Origin of the sequence: Acinetobacter sp. PK01 (genome assembly GCF_022819285.1) — a bacterium.
In the GTDB taxonomy this organism is placed as follows: domain Bacteria; phylum Pseudomonadota; class Gammaproteobacteria; order Pseudomonadales; family Moraxellaceae; genus Acinetobacter; species Acinetobacter tandoii.
In genome coordinates this window covers 3,178,167-3,201,792 of record NZ_CP094643.1, presented here as the reverse complement: position 1 = coordinate 3,201,792, position 23,626 = coordinate 3,178,167, and the positions used below count along the sequence as shown (strand labels likewise).

The 23,626-nt window shown below is 43.9% G+C and carries 20 protein-coding genes and 1 tRNA gene; 7 read left to right on the top strand and 14 right to left on the bottom strand.

What is annotated here, in order from left to right; all coding sequences use genetic code 11:
- Nucleotide 1 precedes the first annotated feature (1 nt).
- The 5 genes from MP622_RS15090 to MP622_RS15070 all read right to left on the bottom strand — a co-directional run bounded on the left by MP622_RS15090 (nt 2) and on the right by MP622_RS15070 (nt 6,310).
- The gene (locus MP622_RS15090) at nt 2–805 is read right to left on the bottom strand and encodes an enoyl-CoA hydratase (protein WP_116759067.1); all 804 of its coding nucleotides are present in this window, start codon (nt 803–805) and stop codon (nt 2–4) included.
- Between the two features lie 93 nt (nt 806–898).
- The gene (locus MP622_RS15085) at nt 899–2,023 is read right to left on the bottom strand and encodes an acyl-CoA dehydrogenase family protein (RefSeq protein WP_151504472.1); all 1,125 of its coding nucleotides are present in this window, start codon (nt 2,021–2,023) and stop codon (nt 899–901) included.
- A gap of 120 nt (nt 2,024–2,143) precedes the next feature.
- The gene (locus MP622_RS15080; RefSeq protein ID WP_243791651.1) at nt 2,144–3,805 is read right to left on the bottom strand and encodes an AMP-binding protein; all 1,662 of its coding nucleotides are present in this window, start codon (nt 3,803–3,805) and stop codon (nt 2,144–2,146) included.
- Nucleotides 3,806–3,890: 85 nt separating this feature from the next.
- Entirely contained in the window at nt 3,891–4,781 is an 891-nt protein-coding gene (gene mmsB, locus MP622_RS15075) for a 3-hydroxyisobutyrate dehydrogenase (RefSeq protein WP_044739130.1), read from the bottom strand.
- A gap of 11 nt (nt 4,782–4,792) precedes the next feature.
- Nucleotides 4,793–6,310 (bottom strand): CoA-acylating methylmalonate-semialdehyde dehydrogenase, encoded by a 1,518-nt coding sequence (locus MP622_RS15070; RefSeq protein ID WP_243791649.1) that lies wholly within the window; start codon nt 6,308–6,310, stop codon nt 4,793–4,795.
- Nucleotides 6,311–6,479: 169 nt separating this feature from the next.
- Here MP622_RS15070 and MP622_RS15065 point away from each other — a divergent pair, with 169 nt between their 5' ends.
- The gene (locus MP622_RS15065; RefSeq protein WP_243791648.1) at nt 6,480–7,361 is read left to right on the top strand and encodes a LysR family transcriptional regulator; all 882 of its coding nucleotides are present in this window, start codon (nt 6,480–6,482) and stop codon (nt 7,359–7,361) included.
- Between the two features lie 23 nt (nt 7,362–7,384).
- Here MP622_RS15065 and MP622_RS15060 read toward each other — a convergent pair whose 3' ends face one another.
- Complete coding sequence (locus tag MP622_RS15060; protein WP_243791646.1) at nt 7,385–7,849, bottom strand: surface-adhesin E family protein; 465 nt, start codon at nt 7,847–7,849, stop codon at nt 7,385–7,387.
- A gap of 160 nt (nt 7,850–8,009) precedes the next feature.
- Complete coding sequence (locus MP622_RS15055) at nt 8,010–8,930, bottom strand: LysR family transcriptional regulator (protein WP_243793557.1); 921 nt, start codon at nt 8,928–8,930, stop codon at nt 8,010–8,012.
- A gap of 121 nt (nt 8,931–9,051) precedes the next feature.
- Here MP622_RS15055 and MP622_RS15050 point away from each other — a divergent pair, with 121 nt between their 5' ends.
- The 3 genes from MP622_RS15050 to MP622_RS15040 all read left to right on the top strand — a co-directional run bounded on the left by MP622_RS15050 (nt 9,052) and on the right by MP622_RS15040 (nt 10,858).
- On the top strand, nt 9,052–10,296 hold the full coding sequence (locus MP622_RS15050; protein ID WP_243791645.1) for an MFS transporter: 1,245 nt from the start codon (nt 9,052–9,054) through the stop codon (nt 10,294–10,296).
- A gap of 33 nt (nt 10,297–10,329) precedes the next feature.
- Nucleotides 10,330–10,656, top strand: a complete 327-nt coding sequence (locus MP622_RS15045) for a gamma-glutamylcyclotransferase family protein (RefSeq protein WP_243791643.1) — start codon at nt 10,330–10,332, stop codon at nt 10,654–10,656.
- A gap of 126 nt (nt 10,657–10,782) precedes the next feature.
- A tRNA-Thr gene (locus tag MP622_RS15040) sits at nt 10,783–10,858 on the top strand.
- A gap of 56 nt (nt 10,859–10,914) precedes the next feature.
- Here MP622_RS15040 and MP622_RS15035 read toward each other — a convergent pair.
- From MP622_RS15035 to MP622_RS15025, 3 genes are all read right to left on the bottom strand, one after another.
- Nucleotides 10,915–11,754, bottom strand: coding sequence for a class I SAM-dependent methyltransferase (locus MP622_RS15035; RefSeq protein ID WP_243791641.1), 840 nt, complete (start codon nt 11,752–11,754; stop codon nt 10,915–10,917).
- A 4-nt stretch (nt 11,755–11,758) separates the two neighbouring features.
- The gene (locus MP622_RS15030; RefSeq protein WP_016168781.1) at nt 11,759–13,057 is read right to left on the bottom strand and encodes an FAD-dependent oxidoreductase; all 1,299 of its coding nucleotides are present in this window, start codon (nt 13,055–13,057) and stop codon (nt 11,759–11,761) included.
- Between the two features lie 433 nt (nt 13,058–13,490).
- Nucleotides 13,491–14,375, bottom strand: a complete 885-nt coding sequence (locus MP622_RS15025) for a pirin family protein (protein ID WP_243791640.1) — start codon at nt 14,373–14,375, stop codon at nt 13,491–13,493.
- A 307-nt stretch (nt 14,376–14,682) separates the two neighbouring features.
- Between MP622_RS15025 and ycaC the strand changes: the two genes are divergently transcribed.
- A complete protein-coding gene (ycaC, locus tag MP622_RS15020; RefSeq protein ID WP_044738922.1) occupies nt 14,683–15,309 on the top strand; it encodes an isochorismate family cysteine hydrolase YcaC in 627 nt (208 codons plus the stop codon).
- A gap of 74 nt (nt 15,310–15,383) precedes the next feature.
- The gene (locus MP622_RS15015; protein ID WP_243791638.1) at nt 15,384–16,340 is read left to right on the top strand and encodes a LysR substrate-binding domain-containing protein; all 957 of its coding nucleotides are present in this window, start codon (nt 15,384–15,386) and stop codon (nt 16,338–16,340) included.
- A gap of 91 nt (nt 16,341–16,431) precedes the next feature.
- Here MP622_RS15015 and ahpC read toward each other — a convergent pair whose 3' ends face one another.
- From ahpC to gabT, 3 genes are all read right to left on the bottom strand, one after another.
- Nucleotides 16,432–16,995 carry an alkyl hydroperoxide reductase subunit C gene (gene ahpC, locus MP622_RS15010; RefSeq protein WP_044738920.1) on the bottom strand — a complete coding sequence of 188 codons (564 nt, stop codon included), beginning with the start codon at nt 16,993–16,995 and terminating at the stop codon, nt 16,432–16,434.
- Nucleotides 16,996–17,213: 218 nt separating this feature from the next.
- The gene (locus MP622_RS15005; RefSeq protein WP_044738919.1) at nt 17,214–18,671 is read right to left on the bottom strand and encodes an NAD-dependent succinate-semialdehyde dehydrogenase; all 1,458 of its coding nucleotides are present in this window, start codon (nt 18,669–18,671) and stop codon (nt 17,214–17,216) included.
- Complete coding sequence (gene gabT, locus MP622_RS15000; RefSeq protein WP_016168786.1) at nt 18,668–19,966, bottom strand: 4-aminobutyrate--2-oxoglutarate transaminase; 1,299 nt, start codon at nt 19,964–19,966, stop codon at nt 18,668–18,670. The genes MP622_RS15005 and gabT overlap by 4 nt, the downstream gene beginning before the upstream one ends.
- A 156-nt stretch (nt 19,967–20,122) precedes the next feature.
- Here gabT and MP622_RS14995 point away from each other — a divergent pair, with 156 nt between their 5' ends.
- The gene (locus MP622_RS14995; protein ID WP_243791636.1) at nt 20,123–21,622 is read left to right on the top strand and encodes an aminotransferase class I/II-fold pyridoxal phosphate-dependent enzyme; all 1,500 of its coding nucleotides are present in this window, start codon (nt 20,123–20,125) and stop codon (nt 21,620–21,622) included.
- A gap of 68 nt (nt 21,623–21,690) precedes the next feature.
- Here MP622_RS14995 and MP622_RS14990 read toward each other — a convergent pair whose 3' ends face one another.
- On the bottom strand, nt 21,691–23,130 hold the full coding sequence (locus MP622_RS14990; protein ID WP_243791634.1) for an amino acid permease: 1,440 nt from the start codon (nt 23,128–23,130) through the stop codon (nt 21,691–21,693).
- Nucleotides 23,131–23,626: the final 496 nt, after the last annotated feature.

Below are 23,626 nucleotides of genomic sequence, written 5' to 3'. Positions count from 1 at the left end.
TTTATTGATTTTTAAATTGGGCTGGTCGCTTTTCCACAAAGGCTTTCATGCCTTCTTTTTGGTCTACAGTTGCAAAAATGGAATGGAAAGTACGACGTTCAAAGCGTAATCCTTCACTTAAGCTCACCTCAAAGGCGCGATTAATGCTTTCCTTAATCATCATGGTGGCAGTCAGAGATCGCTGTGCTATTTTCTCCGCAGCCTCTAAGGTATAGGCCAATAATTCCTCTTTCGGCAGCACGCGCGCCACTAAGCCACTTTGTTCTGCCTCAACCGCACCCATTTGCCGTGCGGTTAAACACATTTCCATTGCTTTGGCTTTACCCAAGGCCAAAGTTAAACGCTGCGTTCCGCCAATACCCGGAATTACACCCAGGGTTACTTCAGGCAAACCAAACTTGGCATTATCAGCACAATAAATAAAATCGCACATCAAAGCTAACTCGCAGCCGCCCCCAAGTGCATAGCCACTCACCGCAGCAATTAAAGGTTTACGACGCTGCGCAATCCGATCTGCCAAATGGAAAAAATCATCAAAATAGATATTCGGAAAATTCAGCTCGGCCATTTCTTTAATATCAGCCCCCGCGGCAAAGGCTTTTTCTGAACCTGCCAACACCATACAGCCAATTTCAGCATCGCGTTCAAACTGATCTAAGGCTTGGTTAATTTCGGCAATCAGTTGACTGTTTAATGCATTCAACGCTTGAGGACGATTCAAGGTAATGACCCCGACACCCTTGCGCTTTTCAACTAAAATCGTGTCCCACTGTAAGTCTTCAATGAATGTTTTTTCCCACTGCATGTTGCGATCCTTCTTCTATAGACCAATACACATATCTCTTTCACAACTCGTGATCACTCACATGTGCAAGGGTCAGTTTTTTCGATATTGGGTTTATAAACTACGGGCAATCACCAAGCGTTGAATATCACTGGTACCCTCGTAAATCTGACAAATCCGAGCATCACGATAAATGCGCTCAATCGGAAAATCTTTCAGATAGCCATAACCGCCAAAGATTTGTAGAGCATTTGAACAGACCCGCTCGGTCATTTCAGAGGCAAACAACTTCGCCATCGACGCTTCGGTTAAACATGGTTGACCCGCTTCTTTTAAACGCGCCGCCTGATGTACCAACTGACGTGCTGCGGCAATTTCTGTTGCCATACTGGCCAATCGGAACGACACTGCTTGCTGCTCAAAAATTGGCTTCCCAAAAGCTACACGCTCTTTGGCATAACGGGTGGCTTCTTCCAAAGCGGCACGTGCCAATCCAACGGCTTGAGCGGCAATGCCAATGCGTCCGCCCTCCAAATTAGATAAGGCAATTTTTAAACCTTCGCCTTCTTTACCCAACAACATACTTTTGTGCACGCGCACATCGGTCAAAGCAATTTGGCAAGTGTCAGAGGCATGTAAACCCAATTTTTCTTCGACCCGAATGACTTCGTAGCCAGGTGTATTACGCGGGACTAAAAAAGCACTCATGCCTTTTTTCCCTGCGCTAGGATCGGTCACGGCAAACACAATAATCACACCTGCGTTATGCCCTGAAGTAATAAATTGCTTGGCACCATTGATAATGTAATGGTCACCATCTTTCACAGCGCGGGTTTTAATGGCTGCGGCATCGGAACCAGTGTGTGGTTCAGTCAGTGCAAAAGCCCCGATCATTTCCCCTTTGGCTAAAGGCACCAGAAATTGTTGCTTTTGCTCTTCGGTACCAAATTTCAAAATCGGCACACAACCCACCGAATTATGCACACTCATAATCGCCGATGTTGCACCATCCGCAGCGGCAATTTCTTCCAACGCCAATACATAGGCCAAGTTGCCTGTTGCCGAACCACCCCATTCTTCAGGCACCAACATCCCCATAAAACCCAGTTGCCCCATTTGCTGTAAGGCTTGGGCTGGGAAAGTACCCTGTCGATCCCACTCACTGGCATAGGGTTTAATTTGTTCTTGGGCAAAACTTTTTGCCATGTCCTGAATCAAGAGTTGTTCTTCAAAAAACATACCTTGTCGATCCCACTCACTGGCCGTCGGTTTTATCTGGTCGTGATCAAAACTTTTTACCATATCCTGCATGTGAGCTTGTCCTTCAGTGAATTGCATAATTTCTTTCCTTACAATATCTTAGCTTGCAGCAGTCGCCGTTGTTTGTTGCTTGGCAATTTCCTGATTGCGCAATAAAAAACGCTGAATTTTTCCACTTGGGGTTTTGGGAAGTTCAGTCACAAACTCAATCAAACGTGGATAAGCATGAGCAGATAAGCGTTTTTTCACAAATTGACTCAGTTCATTTTCAAGCTCAGCGCTGGCTGTACTTTCACCTGATAAAATCACAAAAGCTTTAATCACTTCTGTGCGCTCAGGGTCAGGCACACCAATCACGGCGGCTTCAATCACTGCATCATGTTCCAACAAGGCACTTTCCACATCAAATGGCCCCACACGATAGCCCGACGTGGTAATCACATCATCACTGCGTCCGACAAAACTCATGCTGCCATCGGCATGTATTTCAGCGGTATCACCCGTTAAATAATAATGTCCGATAAATGGCGATTTACGACTTTCTTGATAACCGCCAAACCACATCATCGGAGACTGACTTATGTCTACAGCTAAAATTCCTGGGGTATCTGCACCTAACTCCCGACCCTGTTCGTCTAGTGCCACAACACGATAGCCGGGACTGGCAAAACCTGCCGAGCCTGCTCGAACCTCATGTTCCAATGCATGATGATTACACACCACCATCCCGACTTCGGTTTGGCCATAATGGTCATAGATTGGCGCATCTAATACTTGTTTGAACCAGCGAAACACTTCAGGATTCAATGGCTCACCTGCACTGCTGACCACACGGAATTTGCCATGTAATTTCGCCATTTGCTTCAAGTCGGCCGCCATCATCATACGGTAGGCTGTGGGTGCTCCTGCCAAGTTATTCACGCCATAGTCATTTACAATCTGGCATAGACTGTCGGCAGTAAATGCGCCTTCATAAAAAATGGTCGGATGACCCAATAAGAGCGGACCCGTAATGCCGTAATACAATCCATAGGCCCAACCCGGATCGGCAATATTCCAAAACGAATCTTCAGCTCTTAAACCAATCGCATCTTGCATATAGCCACCAAATGCAATCAGCGCTTTCAGTGGCACTTGTAAGGGTTTGGCAGGGCCTGTCGTCCCTGATGTGAACATCAACAAGAATGGATCTTGGATGTTCATCATCTCCAATTCACATTGATCAGACTGGCGGTTTACTTCTGCCCAAAAGCTATAATCCCCTTGATACAGCCCTGTGCCTTTGGCTCCCGTGACCGTCACAATTGCAGGGCAACCCTCTACGTCGTGCAATTTGTCACGATTGCCCACATCGGTCACCACCAGTTTGCTTTGTGCCAACTGTAAGCGGTGCTCAATGGCTTTCGGGCCAAACGCAGTAAATAGCGGTTGATAAACCGCACCAATCCGCCATGCAGCTAAAATGGTAATAATCAGCTCTGGGGTACGTGGCAATAAGCCCGATACACGGTCACCTTTAGACACGCCTTGAGACTTTAAAAAGTTGGCAAATTGGCTGGCACGTTGTTGTAACTCTCGAAAGGTATATTGCTCTTTACGACCATCTTTACCCTGCCAAAACAAGGCAATCCGCCCCGGCAAAGCATGTCGATCGCAACATTCATAACATGCATTCAGGGCATCGATTGAACCTGATAGAAACCGTTGCGCAGCCTGTTGCAAATCAAAATTTTGCTGCGCTTGTAGATAATTTGAAGCCATCCTTTCACCTCAGTCACATTTTTGTTATTCACGACAAGGGTTTTTTTATAGGGTGCATTCATTGCACCCTTTCATTTCTTTTAAATCAATTTTCTCGGGGTAAATACTGCTGGATAATGCTAGAAAAATCTAAATGTGCATTGCCTTGCAAACACAATTGTTGATAGAGCTGCTGTGCCAACCCCCCGAGTAATACAGGTTGCTTGACTTGGCCTGCCGCTTCAATGGCCAAACCTAAATCTTTAAGCATGAGTTGTGAGGCAAAACCGTCGGTATAACCTCGTCCTGCGGGTGCATTCGGGCTAATATCGGGCCAAGGATTACAGATTTCAGAACTCCAGCAACGACCACTTGAACTATTGATCACGCCTGCCAGTGCATGGGTATCAATGCCCAATCGACTGCCCAAAGCCATGCCTTCTGCCACGGCCGCCATAGAAATACCGAGAATCATGTTATTGCAAATTTTAGCAATTTGCCCTGCACCCACTGCACCACAGTGCACCGTATTTTTGCCCATAAAGCTTAAAATCGGCTGCACACGCTCATAGGTCACGTCATCGGCGCCGACCATAAAGGTCAAGGTCCCTGCTTTAGCACCAATGGTGCCACCAGACACAGGCGCATCGCAGACTTGAACTTGATGCTTCAAGCCCTCAGCAGCAACATCTTTAATGGTTTGCGGGTCGATGGTACTCGAGTCAATACAGAGACTGCCTGCACGCATTACCGCCAGAATTCCCGTCTCACCCAAATACACGTCACGTACATGCTTAGCTGCGGGCAACATACTGATGACCACATCTGCCTGCTCAGCCGCAGCTTGGGGGCTGTCACAGACGATTCCGCCACTTTCGGAAAACTGCTGCAAAGCTTTTTCACTTAGGTCATAACCTAACACCGTTTGCCCTGCTTTGAGCAGGTTCTGTGCCATCGAACCGCCCATATTCCCTAAACCAATGAAAGCTATCTTCATCTCGCTACTCCTTAGCGTAAACTGATGGTGGTATTGACTTCCCCTGCTTCTTGACTGTCTTCAAACCAACGACTGGTAATGGTTTTGGTTTGCGTATAGAACTGTACCGCCTGTTTACCATAAGGGCCTAGGTCACCGAGCTTTGAGCCACGCGAACCTGTGAAACTAAAGAATGGCACAGGGACTGGAATTGGAATATTGATGCCCACTTGACCAATATCAATACGGTTTTGGAAGGTCCGTGCCACTGCCCCACTTTGGGTAAATAAGCCCACGCCATTGCCAAATGGATTGGCATTGACCAGCTCAATCGCTTCATCCAAAGTCTCCACACAGAGAATCGTGAGTACTGGCCCAAAGATTTCTTCTTTATAAATACGCATATCCGTGGTGACATTGCTAAACACCGTTGCCCCAACAAAGTTGCCATTTTCATAGCCTTTGACTTGAATATCACGACCATCCAATAACAATTCAGCGCCTTGTTCTACACCACTGTTAATTAAATCAATCACACGGGCTTTGGCACGCGGTGAAATCACAGGACCAATGTCCGTATTTGGCTCATGTCCCGCATTCACACTCAAGGTTTTGGCTTTTGCAACCAATTCATTGATCCAGTGTTTACTGTCACCGACCATGACTGCAACTGAAAGCGCCATGCAACGTTGCCCTGCCGCACCAAAGGCTGCTCCGACCATGGCATTTAAGGTTTGTTCTTTATTGGCATCGGGCATGACCACCACATGGTTTTTCGCACCCATCATCGATTGCACGCGCTTGCCATGTTGACCTGCCAAGTTATAGACATGTGTGCCGACAGCAGTCGAACCAACAAAGGAAATGGCTTTGATGTCTTGATGGGTACACAACGCATCGACCACATCTTTGCCGCCATGCACCACATTCAGTACGCCTGCGGGAATACCGGCTTCGATTGCCAACTCGACCAACATCATGGTGGAGAGCGGATCTTGTTCAGATGGCTTCAAAACAAAGGTATTGCCGCAGACGATTGCCATGGGGAACATCCACAAAGGAATCATCGCAGGAAAGTTAAACGGGGTAATGCCTGCACAAACACCTAAAGGTTGTTGCAAGGTATAAGTATCTACACCACGTGCCACCCCTTCGGTATATTCGCCCATTTGCAATGTGCCAATTGAACAGGCATGTTCCACCACTTCCAAACCACGCTGAATATCACCTTCAGCATCCGCCAAGGTTTTGCCCTGTTCCGCAGTGAGTACCTGTGCAATTTTCTTGGCATTGGCACGAATGAGTTCCTGCAATTTCAGCATAATACGCATTCGGGCTTGAATCGGGGTTTCTCGCCAACTGGCAAATGCCGCTTTTGCCGAAGCAATTGCAGACTGTACTTCTTCAGGCGTTGCAAAAGGGACTAAACCAATGACTTCTTGAGTTGCTGGATTAACAATGTCTTGCCATTGCTGGGTTTTAGACTCGATAAACTCACCGTTAATCAATAATTTAGCTGTCGATAATTGGATCTTAGAAACCGTATTCATAACCTCTCCATAGGCATTCATTTTTATTGTGTTGCGGCTGAACCATACGACTTAAACCGTATGTTCAATTTGTGATTTTCAACTCAGACTAGCAAAGAAAACTTTGACCACCAATGCAGATTGGTGCACGATGGTTGTGCAATTTTGCACAGGATGTGGAAAATAAAAAATGAAAGTCGATTGGGATCATCTGCAATTTTTTTTGGTCTTGGCACGTGCCAAAACATTGACCAATGCAGCACGGATTATTGGGGTTGAACACAGTACTGTGGCTCGACGGATACAGTCTTTAGAAGTCGCGTTAGGTACGCCCTTATTTAAACGTGAAGCCACAGGATATGAACTCACTGTCGATGGTATGGCACTGGTGCCGCGCGTAGAGCAAATGGAACAGGCTTTTTTGCAAATTCACAAACCGCAACAGCCACTTGAAGGTCGCGTGCGAATTGGTGCACCCGAAGGTTTTGGCACAGCGTTTTTGACCCAGTTATTGGCAGAACTGTCGCAGCAATTTCCGCTGCTCACGATCGACCTGATTCCTGTTCCCAAGATGATGAAGTTGTCGCATCGTGAAGCGGATATTGTGATTTCGATTGACCGTCCGAAATCGGGTCCCTACATCATTACCCGACTGACCGATTACTGTTTAAAAATTTATGGCAGCAAGCGCTATCTGGCACAACATCCACCCATACAAAATATGCAAGATTTAGCCCACCACCGCTTTGTGAATTATATTGATGATCTGATTTATAGTTCGGAGCTGTATTGCTTGGAACGACTCCCCATTCCTCTGACCGCCAATTTCCGTAGCAGCAGTATTTTGGCCCAACAAATTGCGGTAAATGCAGGGGCTGGATTGGCCATTTTGCCGCAATTTCTGGCCCATGATCAGCCCAACTTAGCACAAGTACTGCCTGAGCAAGTGCGCTTCACGCATACCTTTTGGATGCTGACTTTTGTCGATTTACAACATGAACCACGGATTAAATTGGTCTGGGATTATCTACGTAAACAGGCCGACTTCAAGCAAGGTATTCTTATGGATTAAGGCTGACGAAGCAGACAGCTTTATCAGTATTCCCCCATTGCAATACGGCGGGTGAACTGTTCCAATCGATCAACTTTCTGACTTTGCGGCAAAACTCGGCACACCATTTCAGCGGTGTAATCGAGTGCAGTATTCGGAATAATCGCTCGGGTCTGACTGGTGGTGTAATTTTGGCTACTCAACAAGGAACCATTTTTTTTAAAGTTTGCCGATGAGCGAATACTATATTGTTCGCTGTCACAGCCCACACGGTACAAGGCCAAGGAATAATCACCCAGTTCCAAGCCATCTTTTTCTTTGTCATTTTTAATTAAATACTTGACCCAGTATTCAACTTCATTGCTTTTTGCATCAAGTACTCTCACCCGATTAAAATCGACATAAATATATTGCGAGTGATCATAATTTGCATTGACGTAGGTCCACTCGGCACATGCAAATACACTCCAAAATAAACTGAAAAAACTGATCAGCACACGATTTAACACAATACTATCCCCCCAGATAGGCGCAAGGGATTATAGCAACTCCACCGCTTAAATCACATGATAAAATCAAACTAAGATACTGAAATAATTAAATTAATATAAATTTTATTTCAGCATTTTCAGCACAGATTCAGTGATATTCTTATGACTGGTTGGCACTCTAAATCGACTCTGAGGAATATTTAGCACCCTGATGGCAAACCATTTGCAAAATGCTGGCAAAATTGATGGCCAGTTGTGTTGCCAAATGCTGCTTATAAATTACAGCCAGCCCAACTGTAGGTACAGGCTCGGCAAAAGGTCGATAAACCACACCCTGAATTTGTAATTGCTGCGAAGATTCAGGCACCATCGATACCCCTAAATTAGCCGCCACCAAAGATAAAATCGAGACAATCTGTGGTGCACTCTGCCCCAGTTTGGGTTCAAAGCCTGCTTGTTGACAAGCATCAGTTACCGCATCATATAAGCCTGCACTGACGCTGCGCGGGGACAAAATCATTTCATGTTCACGTAAGCAGGTCACCTGTAACGGTTGTTCACCCTGCGCTAAATCACGACGTACAGAAACCGCGGCTATTAATGCTTCATTCAACAACTGTTGCATGGCTAAACTGCTATGAATTTGTCGCGGTGGCCGAATAATGGCAATATCTAGTCGGTCTTCCAGTACATAGTCAATTAATTTGAGGGAATTGGCTTCTTCTAGTTTTAACCCAACTTGGGGATACTGCTGCTGATAACGACGAATGCTTTCTGGAATTAGAGGGTTCAGCATTGAAGTACCTGTAAAGCCCAAACGCAACTGTCCCACTTCACCATTAGCAACATGGCGTGCCAACTGAATCGCATCATCCAATTGATGTTGTAACGGTTCCACCGCAGTGAGAAAAGCTTGTCCCACTTCGGTCAGCACCACTCCCTGCGAAGTTCGTAAAAACAGCTCTGCGCCAATACTCTCTTCCAAATCACGAATTTGCATACTCAAGGGCGGCTGACTCATACACAAGCGTTGTGCCGCACGGGTAAAGTTCTTTTCTTCTGCCACGGTTAAGAAGTAGCGAATATGGCGCAGCTCAATATTCATATATAAAACATATATTGCTATAGACTTAAATATATTAGAAGGATGACCTTCTCGCTGCTAGGCTTATTCTGTAAATCATCATGTTAGCCAAACCGTTTGGCTGTTGGAAGTTCAAATGCTTAGCCCCGCATCTTCAAGTCCAGAACTTGAGCCGATTTCCCCATTATCCAAATCATGGATTGAATCGGGTACGAGCACTTATTACCGTGCAGGACTGGCCCTGTTCTTGGTGGGATTTGCCAGTTTCTCTCTGATTTATTGTGTACAACCTTTACTGCCTGCGTTTACCCAGACCTTTGCCGTGAGCCCTGCCAATAGTGCACTCGCATTGTCGCTGACCACTGCTTTCTTAGCCATTTCGATTGTACTCTCCAGTGCTTTTTCACAGGCTTTAGGTCGGCGTAATGTCATTTTCATGTCCATGGCTTGTGCGGCTGGACTGAATATCTTGGCGATGTTTATTCCCCACTGGCATACCTTTCTTGCCACACGTGCACTGGAAGGATTTGTATTAGGTGGGGTTCCTGCCGTCACCATGGCATGGATTGCAGAAGAAATGGATCCCAAAGCCTTGGCACAAACTATGGGGCTGTATATTGCGGGAACGGCTTTTGGCGGCATGATGGGACGGGTTGGCATGGGGATGCTGATTGAATGGGTCAACTGGCAAACAGCCTTAGGCTTATTGGGTCTATTGTGTTTATTCTGTGCCTGTGGTTTCTTATATTTACTGCCCCCTTCTCGCCATTTTGTTGTAAAAAAAGGGCTAAATTTAAATTTCCATGTGCAAGCGTGGTGGTCACATTTACGCAATCGCTCATTACTGCGTCTCTATGCGTTGGGCTTTGTGTTGACCAGTATCTTTGTAACCCTATTTAACTACATTACTTTCCGTCTCGATGCAGCGCCATATTTTCTGAGTCAAACTCAAATCAGCTTAATTTTTCTCTCTTATAGTTTAGGTATGGTGTCTTCATCACTGGCAGGTCGTTTGGCACAGCGTTATGGTCGGCAAAGCATGATCATAGGCGGCTTTATCTGTATGGGATTGGGCATTGCCTGCACCTTAGCGGCAAACCTCTGGGCAATTATTTTAGGTGTGGCATTGATTACCACAGGCTTCTTTATTGCCCACGCCCTCTGTAGTGGCTTGGTTGGTGCAACAGCCCAAGACAACAAAGGACATGCGACTTCGTTATATTTACTGTTTTACTACCTTGGTTCCAGCATTATCGGTTCGGTAGGAGGATGGTTCTGGTTACATGCAGGATGGTTAGGCGTTGTTCTCTTGGCAATGCTCTTGGTGTTTGCTGGTATTGGACTCAGCCTCATTAAAGTTTCCCCTCTACACCAGACTTAACTTTTCAAATCAATCGAGGAACATATTTTTATCATGTTGAGCTTATTTGTTTATGGCACCCTTGGACCAAACCGCCCTAATGCGCATATTTTAGAAAATATGGGTGGGACATGGGCAACAGCCTATGTACATGGCGAATTACATGCCAAAGGTTGGGGCGCAGACTTAGGCTTTCCAGGCATTGTACTCAATGAAAATGCTTCTGCTGTACAAGGCTTTGTGTTTTTCTCGGAAAATTTAGCCCAACATTGGGCAATGCTCGATGAATTTGAAGGCGAAGGTTATGTCCGTAGCCCAGTACAGGCCACTTTAATTGAGACAGGTGAATGTATTAACACTTGGATTTACAGTCTAAAATAGCTTTCTTTTTATACAAAAATAGCTAATGAGTCGAAACTTAGATTCAGTTCATAACGCTGAACATTCAATCGGTTATTTTTTGGCTTGCATTCAAAACAACTTAATGTAAAATGCACAGCACAAGATGCCGGCATAGCTCAGTTGGTAGAGCAACTGACTTGTAATCAGTAGGTCCACAGTTCGAATCCGTGTGCCGGCACCATTTACTTAAGCTCACTATTTATTAGTGGGCTTTTGTTGTTTTTAAACCTGCATTTTTTATTTCTTCTGTGCTGTCACTTGCACATACCGCACTACGCCTTGCATCCATAATTTCTGACACAGTTTTGCTGTCAACTGAATCTTCATTACATCAAAAGCTGTATATTGCGCTTCAGTCTGCGGTGCTGTGGTCTGCTGCTGAATATATTGGGAAAAACCACCCAATACAGCTTCAGAAAAATCTTCAATTTGAATCTGTTCAAAACCTGCTTGTACCAACTGTTGCTGTACAGCAACTTCATCAGACAAGTTTTTTAAATTCACATCGGCAGCTTTAAGCAACAAGGCCAACTGTATTTTTTCTGCGACATTTAAATTCAAAAACTTCGGGCTTAAAATTAGATAATGAAATCCCAAACGCCCTTTTGAATTTAAAACGGGTGCAACTGAATTTAAAAATGAATTCAAACTACTGTGATAGGCCGCATCGATACACAGCACCACATCAAATGCTTTCTGAAAGGAAATTTGTTTTAAATTTAAAAAAGAGTGGCAATGAATAGCCTTTAGCTGAGGAATGGCTGTTTGAATTTTTTGTATATATTTAGGTTGTAATTCAACCGCTTCAATATGTTGTATCTGATACTGTTGTTGCCAATGCAACAGGCTCGCCCCCTGTCCACAGCCCAAATCCAGTACATGATCGGATGTAGTTAACTGCACACTGTGGGCCAAATGATCGGCAAGGGCACGGCAAGCGTCGGGATAGGTCTGATTCGTTTCAGACCAATATCCCAGATTGCTCCAAGCCAGTTCGCTGCTGTCTCCTAATAATTTTGCATTGATGGCATATTTATGTTGGGAAACCTCTGTGCGAAGCTGTTGGAGCCATTTCATGAACTTAGTAGCCGAGTTGCGGAGCAACCTCTACTTTAGGCTTTAAGCCAACGAACGGCAATGGTGCACCAAAAATCTCAGCAATATTCATGGCAGAGGTCACTGCCGATTCCAAGATTGGCAAACCATCACACGACCAAGAACCACAATAGAATACTTTGCGATCAGGTTGCTTATGACGTTCTTGCAATTGCTTATTCAATGCCACGGTTTCCGAGTTCACCACCGCACGGGTTAACGTTACGCTTGAAATGATCTTTTTCGGATCAATTTCAGTCACAGGACGCCAAGTTTGGAACACAGGATTTTTACCCACGAGGCTTGGCTCAACTGCGTTTAACCAAACCGTGAATTGCTGACGGGTAAACTTACGATCCATCATATAACTCAACACCGCCCAGTCTTTACGCTTCGGTGGCATAACTGACGTGTCGGTATGAATGACCAATTGACCTTGTTCAAATTTAAATTGCTTTAATAAATCAATGTCGTCTTTAAATTGTGCTTGATCAAGGAAAGTGTCAATTTTGTTGGTTGGTGTTGCAATCACAGCACGATCAAACTGGTAGGTTTCACCTGCCGAATTTTCAACCTGTACTTTATCGCCTTGTTGTTTCACATGGGTGATGGCAGAGCCACTGCGGATTTCAATACCTTGTATCAACTTATCAACTAAGGCTGGTGTACCACCCTGCATACGCAATAAGGCATCCCCATCCGTGAGTTGACGCAAGAAGGTCAACAACGGTTTTGCGGGCCAATCACCAATGGTTTTTGGATTACAAGTACAAATGGTATATAGCACTGGCATTACCGCACCATGCCAGAAGACTTCTTCAATATCATTCTGATTAATGAATTCTGCCAAGGTAATCTCTTGATTCTCAGATTTGAAAAATTGAGAAATCGCGGTTTTTAACTGCAACATGCCTTTAACCAAGCGCCAACCATATTGTTTGATGCCTTTACGGTTATTGATAATTGGAAAATTACCAATACGGGTACGTGTGGTGGTAAGCCATGTTTCAGTTTTATCTTCAAATAACCAGCTACATGCCATATAGGTTCGCACTGGATAAGTTTGAATACCTAAATACGTTGCTAAACTTAAGGTGTTTTTCCATAAATGCGGATTCATGACACGCAAAGGTGCATCAATCAACCCACCTTCAAACTCGGTACTGTGACTGTCCATTCCACGCCCTGGTAGGGCTTCAAAAATTGTAATGTTATGTCCAGCATCTTTAAGAATTCTCGCAGTAGCCAGTCCAGCCATGCCACTACCAATAACTGCAATATCCAAAGTTATTATCCGTCAGTTACACATTAAGGAAATTATGTACTACGGGGCGACAAAACAGACTATTAAAAAATGCCAGAATCCATGCTTTTAAAATTCGTTAACAATTTAATTTTAGCTTGCCCGCTTTATCCCATATTCATGATTATTTTTTAAACAAAGTCTTTTTTTAAAGAATAGATACTTTATTTTTTATTTAAAATTAGCAACTTAAATCGATGTACTTTTTACATCCCGTTTTACAAATAATAAAAAAGTAGGTATCATACACCACATAAAAATGACAACTTCATCACACTAACCAAAATATAGCACTATGCAAATTTAGATAACATCTGTGTCATCTACAACAAAGCTTAAAGCGCAAAAAGCCCCGAATGACTTCGGGGCTTCTTCTTTTTTCTAGCAGTTACTACATTCGGATTGGCTGAATTGCTTAGCGATGATGTTCCTGAACTGGAATCTCACCAAATTTACCTTGATTGAAATCTTCAAATGCCTGAATGATTTCCTGTTTGGTGTTCATCACAAACGGGCCATAACCCTGAATCGGTTCATTCAAAGGTTTTCCTGTCAAAATTAAGAATTTCGCATCAGTAAGCGCTTCCAATTGAATGTGTGATTCAGCATCATGTGCAAATAACACGATCGAGTTATCCAACACTTTTTGATGACTGTTCAGCAGCATTTCACCTTGTAACACCACCACTAAGGTGTTGTGATCGACTGGCACAAATACATCTTGGCGGTGACCTGCTTTCAGCATGCCATCCCAAACATTGACTGGACTAAAGGTCGATGCTGCACCTTGTTGCTCTGCATACGTACCCGCAATCACACGTAAATGCCCAGCTTCATCTTCAAAATGAATCACAGGAATCTCTTGAGCTTGAATGGCCTGATATTGCGGGGCTGTCATTTTATCGGCTGCGGGTAAATTCACCCACAACTGAACCATTTCAAACAAACCGCCTTGCTCCGCAAATTCAGTCGAGTGAAATTCCTCATGCACCAAGCCTGAACCCGCAGTCATCCACTGTACATCGCCCGTTTGGATCGTACCACCACCGCCACTAGAATCTTTATGTGTGACTGCACCTTGATAGGCAATGGTCACGGTTTCAAAGCCACGGTGCGGATGTGAACCCACACCATGCTGCTCTTTGGTAGGTGTAAATGGATACGGCGCAGCATAATCTAATAACAAAAACGGGCTAATCGCTTGTCCTAAACGGTCATAAGAAAACAGGTTTCTCACTGGAAAACCATCACCGACCCAATGCATATTTTGGTTACGGTACACACCTGTAATTTTTTTCATTTCAAAACTCCTATCTCTAGGATCTAACATGCAGTCATGTTAAGCATTTTAAAGTGCAGGACATAGTGAGCTTATGCGATACACCATCCTATTTTTACAACAATCTCTCCAGAGTATTGAATTTATATGTTTTTATTTTCGTATCGAGTGCAACAACAAAACTATCTCAAAAATAAGACAATCTTTCCCAAGATCATCCTTTAAGCTTAATTACAACTCTGCTTAATATAACAACAACGCAACCATGCGCTAAACATAATTATGAGCATGGCTGAGTTCTCTATTCATCCACTAAAGGAATAAGAAAATGGGTAAACCTTATACTCGCTTAGATAAAAATAATGCTGCCGTTTTGCTGGTCGATCATCAAACTGGACTGTTGTCCTTGGTACGTGACATCGATCCCGATAAATTCAAAAACAATGTACTGGCTTTGGCCGATGCTGCTAAATATTTTAATTTGCCTACCATTCTGACCACCAGTTTTGAAAATGGTCCAAACGGCCCTCTGGTACCAGAATTAAAAGAAATGTTCCCCGATGCACCCTATATTGCCCGCCCAGGACAAATTAATGCATGGGACAATGAAGACTTTGTCAAAGCCATTAAAGCCACAGGTAAAAAGCAACTGATTATTGCAGGTGTCGTGACCGAAGTCTGTGTGGCTTTTCCAGCGCTATCTGCACTGGAAGAGGATTTTGAAGTGTTTGTCATTACCGATGCTTCAGGCACGTTTAATGCCTTGACCCGTGATGCCGCATGGGAGCGTATGTCACAAGCAGGTGCACAACTCATGACATGGTTTGGCATGGCGTGTGAACTGCATCGTGACTGGCGAAATGATATTGAAGGCTTGGGGACTCTCTTCTCCAACCATATTCCTGATTATCGCAACCTTATAAATAGCTATAATCAAAATACAGGGCAAAAATAAACCAGAATAAAGTACGTTACAGCATCGCATTCATGCTGTAACGTACTTGAAAACATCACGAACAGAGGTGGCAAATGCGTTCATTTGATGACTACTATTATTTTTATTTAGTGGTCAAGCATGGTGGATTCAGTGCAGCCAGCGAAGCCAGTCAAATTACCAAGTCTAAGCTCAGTCGACGGATTCTTGATTTAGAGCACCAATTTAACATTACACTGATTCAACGTTCGACCCGACATTTTAAAGTGACCGCGTTGGGACAAGCATTTTATGAAGAATGCTGCAAAGTAATTGCACAAGTCCAATGTGCTGAAAATGTCCTGCTTCAACAGAAAAATGAACCTCAAGGTTTAGTCAAAATCAGTTGTCCCTCCGTGATGTTGCAATACCAAGTCCGTCATATTCTCACCCAATTTCTAAAAGATTACCCACGAGTTGAGGTGGAACTCGAATTAACCAGTCGTCGAGTTGATGTCTTACATGATGATATTGATCTTGCGCTACGGACCAACTTTTCGGTCAATGAAGATGCCAACATTGTCGTACGTGATGTGATGCAAACCACGCATTGCTTGGTCGCTAGCCCCTCTTTATTACAAGGTCATCACATTCAGCTGATTACCGAACTTGGTGATTATCCCAGCGTTGTACTAGGGACACAAAAAAATCAGTATGCTTGGCATTTACATCATCGGGGTCGTAATGAAAGCATTGAAATACCCTTACAGCCACGCCTGAAATGTAATGACTTGGCGGGGGTTTATTTTGCTGCACTGGATGGTTTAGGGATTGCAGATCTACCTTATTTAACTGTTGAATACGATATCGCTTCAGGAAAACTGATTCATATTTTACCTGAGTGGTGTTCCAACATTGGTACGGTGCAATTAGTTTATGCTTCTCGTAAAGGACAACGTCTAGTTGTAGAGAAATTAATTCAGGTGCTCATGACAGGTTTACGCGCATTGGCACAGGAGCAACCAGGCTATCTATCCCCAATGAATCACCCTGTGCCATTTAGTAGACCTTAAACAGCAAGTTCAATTTGAATTGAATTATCTTTGAATTCAAAAAAAATCCAGAACCAAAGTTCTGGATTTTTTAAATTCAAAGTGCTTTGACTTAGATTTTACCAATCAGGTCAATCGATGGTGCCAAAGTCGCATCACCTTCTTTCCATTTTGCTGGGCAAACTTCACCAGGGTGTGCATGCACATACTGGGCTGCTTTAACTTTACGCAATAACTCCTGCGCATCACGCCCCACACCCCCCGCATTAATTTCAATAATTTGGATTTTCCCTTCAGGGTCAATCACAAATGTGCCACGATCAGCCAAGCCTTCTGCTTCAATCAGCACTTCAAAGTTTTTCGCCAAGACCCAAGTCGGATCACCAATCATGCTGTACTGAATTTTCTTAATTTCTTCTGAGCTGTCATGCCATGCTTTATGCGTGAAATGGGTATCAGTCGAAACGGAATAAATCTCCACACCCATGTTTTGGAATTCAGCATAATGATCGGCTAAATCGCCTAATTCAGTTGGACAGACAAAAGTAAAATCGGCAGGATAGAAAAACACAACCGACCATTTGCCATAAAAATTCTGTTCAGACACTTGAACAAATTCACCATTTTTATAAGCTGTTGCGTTGAAGGGTTTGATTTCAGTATTGATTAAACTCATGTGCGGTTCCTCGGTATCAGTGACTGTATTTGTTTAACTTGAAACCAAGAATAAGAAATTTTCCCATATAGGTAAAACCGTAGTTTTTTATAATTTTAATCGGTTTTATAGATTTAAAATTTAGATGCTATTTTCCTTTTTAATGATTTTATCCGATACAAATAAAAATGCTGGTGACCACCAAAGCCATCACCAGCATTTTCTATCAACAGCAAAGATTATGCTGAAGGATCGGTCACATCGATACACATGTACTTCATTTCTAAGTACTCATCGATGCCCCACTCTGAACCTTCACGACCTAAGCCTGACTGTTTCACACCACCAAACGGAGCAACTTCATTCGAAATCGCGCCCGTGTTTACACCCACCATGCCATATTCTAACGCTTCGCCCACACGCCATTGACGTGCAGCACTTTGGGTAAAGATATAGCTGGCTAAGCCAAACTCAGTGTCATTTGCCAGTGCAATCGCTTCTGCTTCAGTTTCAAAGCGGAATAACGGTGCCAATGGGCCAAAGGTTTCTTCTTTCGCAACACGCATGTCTTGCGTTACATCACGCAGAACGGTTGGTTCAAAGAAAGTTTTACCCAAAGCATGTAATTGACCACCGATCAGTACTTTCGCACCTTTCGTTTTCGCATCATCAATATGTGATTGCACTTTAGCTACGGCTTTCGCATCAATCAATGGACCTTGCGTCGAGCCTTCGACACGACCATCACCCACTTTTAATTTTGCAACTTCAGCCACTAAGCGCTCACAAAGTGCATCATAAATGCCTGCTTGCACATAGATACGGTTGGCACACACACAAGTCTGACCGCTGTTACGGAATTTGCTCATCATGATGCCTTGCACAGCTTGATCAAGATTCGCATCATCAAATACGATCACAGGCGCATTACCACCCAACTCTAAAGAGAGTTTTTTGATGGTTGGTGCACATTGCTGCATCAAAATACGGCCCACTGGCGTCGAACCTGTGAAGCTCAGTTTGCGTACCACATCGCTGTTACACAATGTTTGACCCACTTCAGCAGCATCACCCACAATGTTCAACAGAAGATCTTGTGGCAAGCCTGCTTGCAAGGCCAATACTTCTAATGCATAGGCAGATAACGGGGTCTGTTCTGCTGGTTTCACCAACATTGAACAACCCGCTGCAAGTGCAGGTGCTGCTTTACGCGTAATCATGGCTGCTGGGAAGTTCCACGGCGTAATGGCCGCAGTCACACCAATCGCTTGCTTGATCACCACCAAACGCTGATGCGCTTGAGTTGGAGGAAGAACCGCACCATCAATACGACGGGCTTGCTCTGCAAACCAACGAATAAACGAGGCTGCATAGGCAATTTCACCACGTGCTTCAAGCAAAGGTTTACCTTGTTCAGCCGTTAACAACTGCGCCAAGTTTTCCTTATGCTCGAGCATCAATTCATACCATGCCCACAAGATGTCGGCACGATGTAAAGCGGTTTGCTTTTTCCAAAGTGCTTGTGCTTGTTCAGAACGACTAATGGCTGCTTCAACGCCCGCTTGGTCATAGGTTTTTACCCATGCCAGACTTTCGCCAGTCGCTGCATCTTGAACTTCAATAAAGCCGCTTGAAGCAGGTGCTTCAAGGGCAATATCAGGATGTGCCAATAAATATTGCAATCCTTGTTGAATCATGCTGATTGCTCCGCAGTTTGCGCCCCAACAGTTGCTGGCAATGCTAAAGAATCAAAACCTTGTTTTAGAATGTCTAAAGCTTGACGGAATTGTTCTGTTGGAATGGTCAGTGGATATAAGAAACGAATCACGTTGCCATTTTTACCACAAGTTAACAACAACAAACCTTTCTGCATTGCAAAAGTTTGTACAGCTTTTGCGATATCCGCATTTTCAACTTCAACAGCAACCATTGAACCTAATGCACGAACATCATTCACAATGGTCGTTTCTGATTGAATTTGTTTCAATACCGCAACTAATTCTGCACCTAAAACATTGGCACGGTCGCAAAGCTTTTCTTCTTCAATCGCATCAATCACTGCATGTGCTGCTGCAACTGCAATTGGGTTACCTGCATAAGTACCACCTAAACCGCCTGGGTTTGGTGCATCCATCACGTCGATACGACCCACAACACCTGAAATTGGGAAACCACCGCCAAGGCTTTTCGCCATAGTGATCAGGTCAGCTTTAGTTTCGTAATGATCCATTGCGAACAATTTACCAGTACGCGCAAAACCAGTTTGTACTTCGTCTGCAATCAACAAAATACCGTGTTGGTCGCAAATGGCACGTAAACGTTTTAAGAATTCAGCAGGAACAACGTTAAAACCGCCTTCACCTTGTACTGGTTCAAGCACAATGGCTGCTACATCATGTGCAGATACATCTTCACTGAAAATATTTTCAACGCTTTCAATGGCTGCATCAACAGAAATACCTTTCGATGCCACTGGGTAACGCGCATGGAATACGCCACCAGGCATTACACCAAAATCGCGTTTGTATGGTGCAGTTTTACCTGTCATTGCCATCGTCATGAATGAACGACCGTGGAAACCGTTACCAAAGGTAATAATGCCGTGACGACCTGTGTAAGAACGTGCGATTTTTACCGCATTTTCAACTGCTTCTGCACCTGTCGTGAAAAATGCAGTTTTTGCTTGACCCGCAATTGGTGCGCGTTCATTGATACGCTCAGCCAAAGATACATAGCTTTCGTATGGTGTTACTTGGTAAGCGGTATGGGTGAACTTGGTTAACTGTTCAGTCACAGCCGCAATCACTTTTGGATGACGGTGACCTGTATTCAATACTGCAATACCACCCGCAAAGTCGATGTATTCGTTGCCATCTTTATCCCAAATTGTGGCATTTTCTGCTTTTTCCGCATACCACTGACACATCACGCCTACGCCGCGTGGGGTTGCTTGCTGTTTACGCGCATTGAGTGCAGAATGATTAGCATCCATTATTTTTTCCTCATTTTTTCATCGTCAATTACAGCTTTGGTCTATGCATCCGTTCGCCTAATTTCAGGATGCTTTACAATGACTGCCTATGACTGTAATTTCGCGCTTCTTGGGTCAACTGACCAGAGCCACTTTTTAACTGTAGGAGAGAGCCAATTGCGCAGTTTGTTAGGTGATCATTTATTACAACGTCTCCAGCAAGATACGGAGGGTAAGCTACATCAACGCCTATTCCGTTGCTTGAGAGGTGCGATTACCGAAGGTGTGATTCAGCCCAAAACGCGCTTACCTGCATCTCGTGATTTGGCCAATGAAGTCAAGGTATCGCGCAATACCGTGCTGTCTGCTTATGAGCAACTGCAAGCCGAAGGCTATTTGGAAGCACGTACGGGTCACGGTACTTGGGTTGCAGAGCACTTACCCGAAGTGTTTTTAAATACCATTCATGGCAAGAAAATTGAAGGAATTGCCAAAGCCAAAAAAAATGCATCTTTATCACAACGTGGTACACAAGTGATGGGACATGCCGCGGCATCTCCACATCAATGGGGGGCTTTTGTACCGGGTGCACCTGATGTGACTGAATTTCCACATCATGTTTTTAGTCGGATTCAAGCACGTTTAAACCGTGAACCCAATATTGAACAATTAATTTACAGCAATGCTGGCGGCTGCCTAGAACTACGTAGTGCGCTGGCCGATTATTTGCGTGTCGCCCGTTCAGTTCAATGCGATACCGACCAAATTATTATTACCGAAGGGATTCATCAAGCCATAGATTTGGTCTCTCGTGCCCTGTGTGATATTGGCGATCAGGTCTGGATTGAAGATCCTGCCTATTGGGGCATGCGCAACACTTTGCGTATTAATGGCCTAGACATTCACCCCATGCCTGTCGATGCCGACGGTATTATTCCAGAACAAAACCCGAAAAAACCACCCAAACTGATTTTTGTGACGCCGTCACATCAATATCCATTGGGATCACATCTAAGCCTAGAACGACGCAAGCAGCTCTTGAGTATTGCCAAGCAAAATAATAGCTGGATCGTGGAAGATGACTATGACAGTGAATTCCGCTTCTCGGGTCAACCCTATCCATCGCTGCAAGGTTTGGAATCCGATGCTCCCGTCATTTACATGGGAACATTCAGTAAAACCATTTACCCTGCACTACGTATTGGCTACTTGGTGGTACCACGTTCGCTCTTTTCACCATTACGGATTTTGGCAGCAGAACTTTATCGTGGTGGACATTTACTCGAACAGAAAGCCTTAGCGGTGTTTATTCGTGAAGGGCATTATGAAGCACATATTCGACGTATGCGCCTACTGTATGGTAAGCGTCGTGCTTATCTGGTCGATTTGATTCATCGCTATTTAGGACACGAATTTGTCCACGAATATAGCCATGATTCAGGTCTGCATCTGGTTATGAAACTGCCTGAACAGTGCGATGATGTTGCGATTGCGTCTAAAGCTTTAGAACGTGGTATTAAAGTTCGTCCCTTGTCTCAATATTATATGCACTCGCATGCACGTGCGCAGCGTGGACTGCTGATGGGCTTTGCATGTGTGAATGAGCGCGATATGGTGATGTCTTTTGGTGTGCTATTACAATGTCTACGTGAAGCTGGTGTACCCACAGTCAATTGATTATCTTAATGGCTTCAAAAAAAGAGTCTCCAATTAGAGACTCTTTTTTTAATTCAGCTTAACGCAGCTTAAACCAGTTTTTCGGTATTGTGATGTGCTAAATGAGAAGCCCTACGCTCTTTTCCCCAACCCAATTTTTCCGAAAGTAATCCAAAGAACACAATCGTACCGAACAAGACCGTCGTATAAATCACTTCTTTAAAATAGGTGCCTTCAATCAACATGGTCAGAATTGCCCCAATAATAGCGATGATCACACCATAGGTGACATAAGGGAACATCCACATTTTAAAATCAATTTGTACCCCTTCTGCTTCAAGTTTTTTACGCATACGGAGTTGCGAATAAGCAATTGCCAAATATACGTATAGCGTCGCTGCACCTGTAGTGAGCATGAATACATCATAAACATCCATACTCTTGGTTGCCGTTAAAATCACCGCAATCACAGAGAAGAAACAAGAGACTATCACGCCTACTGCTGGGCTACCATGACGGTTCACCGTACCAAAACTCTTCGGAGCATCACCACGTTTGCCTAAAGAGAACAACATACGTGAACAGGTGTACAGTGCTGAGTTAAAACAGCTACAAACCGAAGTCAGTACGACAAAGTTGACAATATGACGTGCGCCAGGAATTCCAAGTGCCGTCAAAGTCACACTATAGGTACCCCAAGTCGAATCTTTCAAAAGTTCATTGTTGTGTGGAATCAAGCACACTGCTACAAACATTGAACCCACATAGAACAAGATAATACGCCAAACCACTGAGTTAGAAGCCTTACGGATTTCCTTCGAAGGATCTGCTGATTCTGCGGCTGCAACGGTGACAATTTCAGCACCAATATAGGCAAACATTACACCGAGTAAAGCCGTAATGACTGAGGATACTCCATTAGGCATAAAGCCTTGTGCGGTTAAATTACTGATGCCTGATGCAGCAGGATTGCCCCAAGGCCATAAGTGCATAATCGCTAAACTACCGAGCACAAGAAAAATCACAATCGCGATAACTTTGATCAAGGCAAACCAGAATTCAAATTCACCGTAGTTTTTCACGTTTTGTAAATTGACCGCGACCAAAGCAACAATGACGACTGTCATATAGGCCCAGATCGGGATAAAGGGAAACCAATTATTTAAAATTTTGCCCGCAACATAGGCTTCCCAGCCCATGAGCATGGCGAGCGTACACCAATACAGCCAACCAATTGAGAAACCCGCCCAACGACCAATGGCACGGTCAGCATAAGTAGAAAAAGAACCACTATCAGGGTTTAAAACAGCCATTTCACCAAGCATACGCATGATGAACCAAACCAATAAACCGCCTAAAGCATAAGTGAGAAAGACCACAGGTCCAGTGTTATAAATAATACTGCCTGAACCGACAAATAAAGAACCACCAATGACACCTGCAATTGAGATCATGGTCAAATGGCGAGATTTAAGCCCGTTATGTAAGCCTTGAGAGCCGTTGGCTCCTGACGTTTGATGTCCAGCCATACAATTTTCCTTAACATGATAGAAATATAGCTGTCCCAAAGTCAGTTTACTCTAGGTCATCAATATTCCTAATTTTCTGGTGAATCTGCCCAATCGCCTAAGGAGAAAGAATTGAGTGGGCAAATCCGACGTTTCCGTATGCATACTTCTATATAGGCTTAATTTGTCGTTTTGGCGCTCAAGAAACGAGAGCCATTTTTCTTATGAAGGAAAGAGCCAATTGTTGCTTTTATGCACCAATTTTGTGCGTTTATGTTATTTTTCAATATTTTAAACCGTTGAATATAACGCATATTTAATATAAAAATAGATATATATCAATTTGTTATCGTTAAGATACAGTTAAAATAAATGCAAGTTAGAATAAACAATATGTTAAAAGGGATCGGTTCGCCCTTCTCTATAACTTTGGTCTGACTTGACACTGTGCAGTCAGACTCAATAAAAAAACCTTCCTAGCAAAGCCAAGAAGGTTTTATCTGTTTTGGAGGCAATT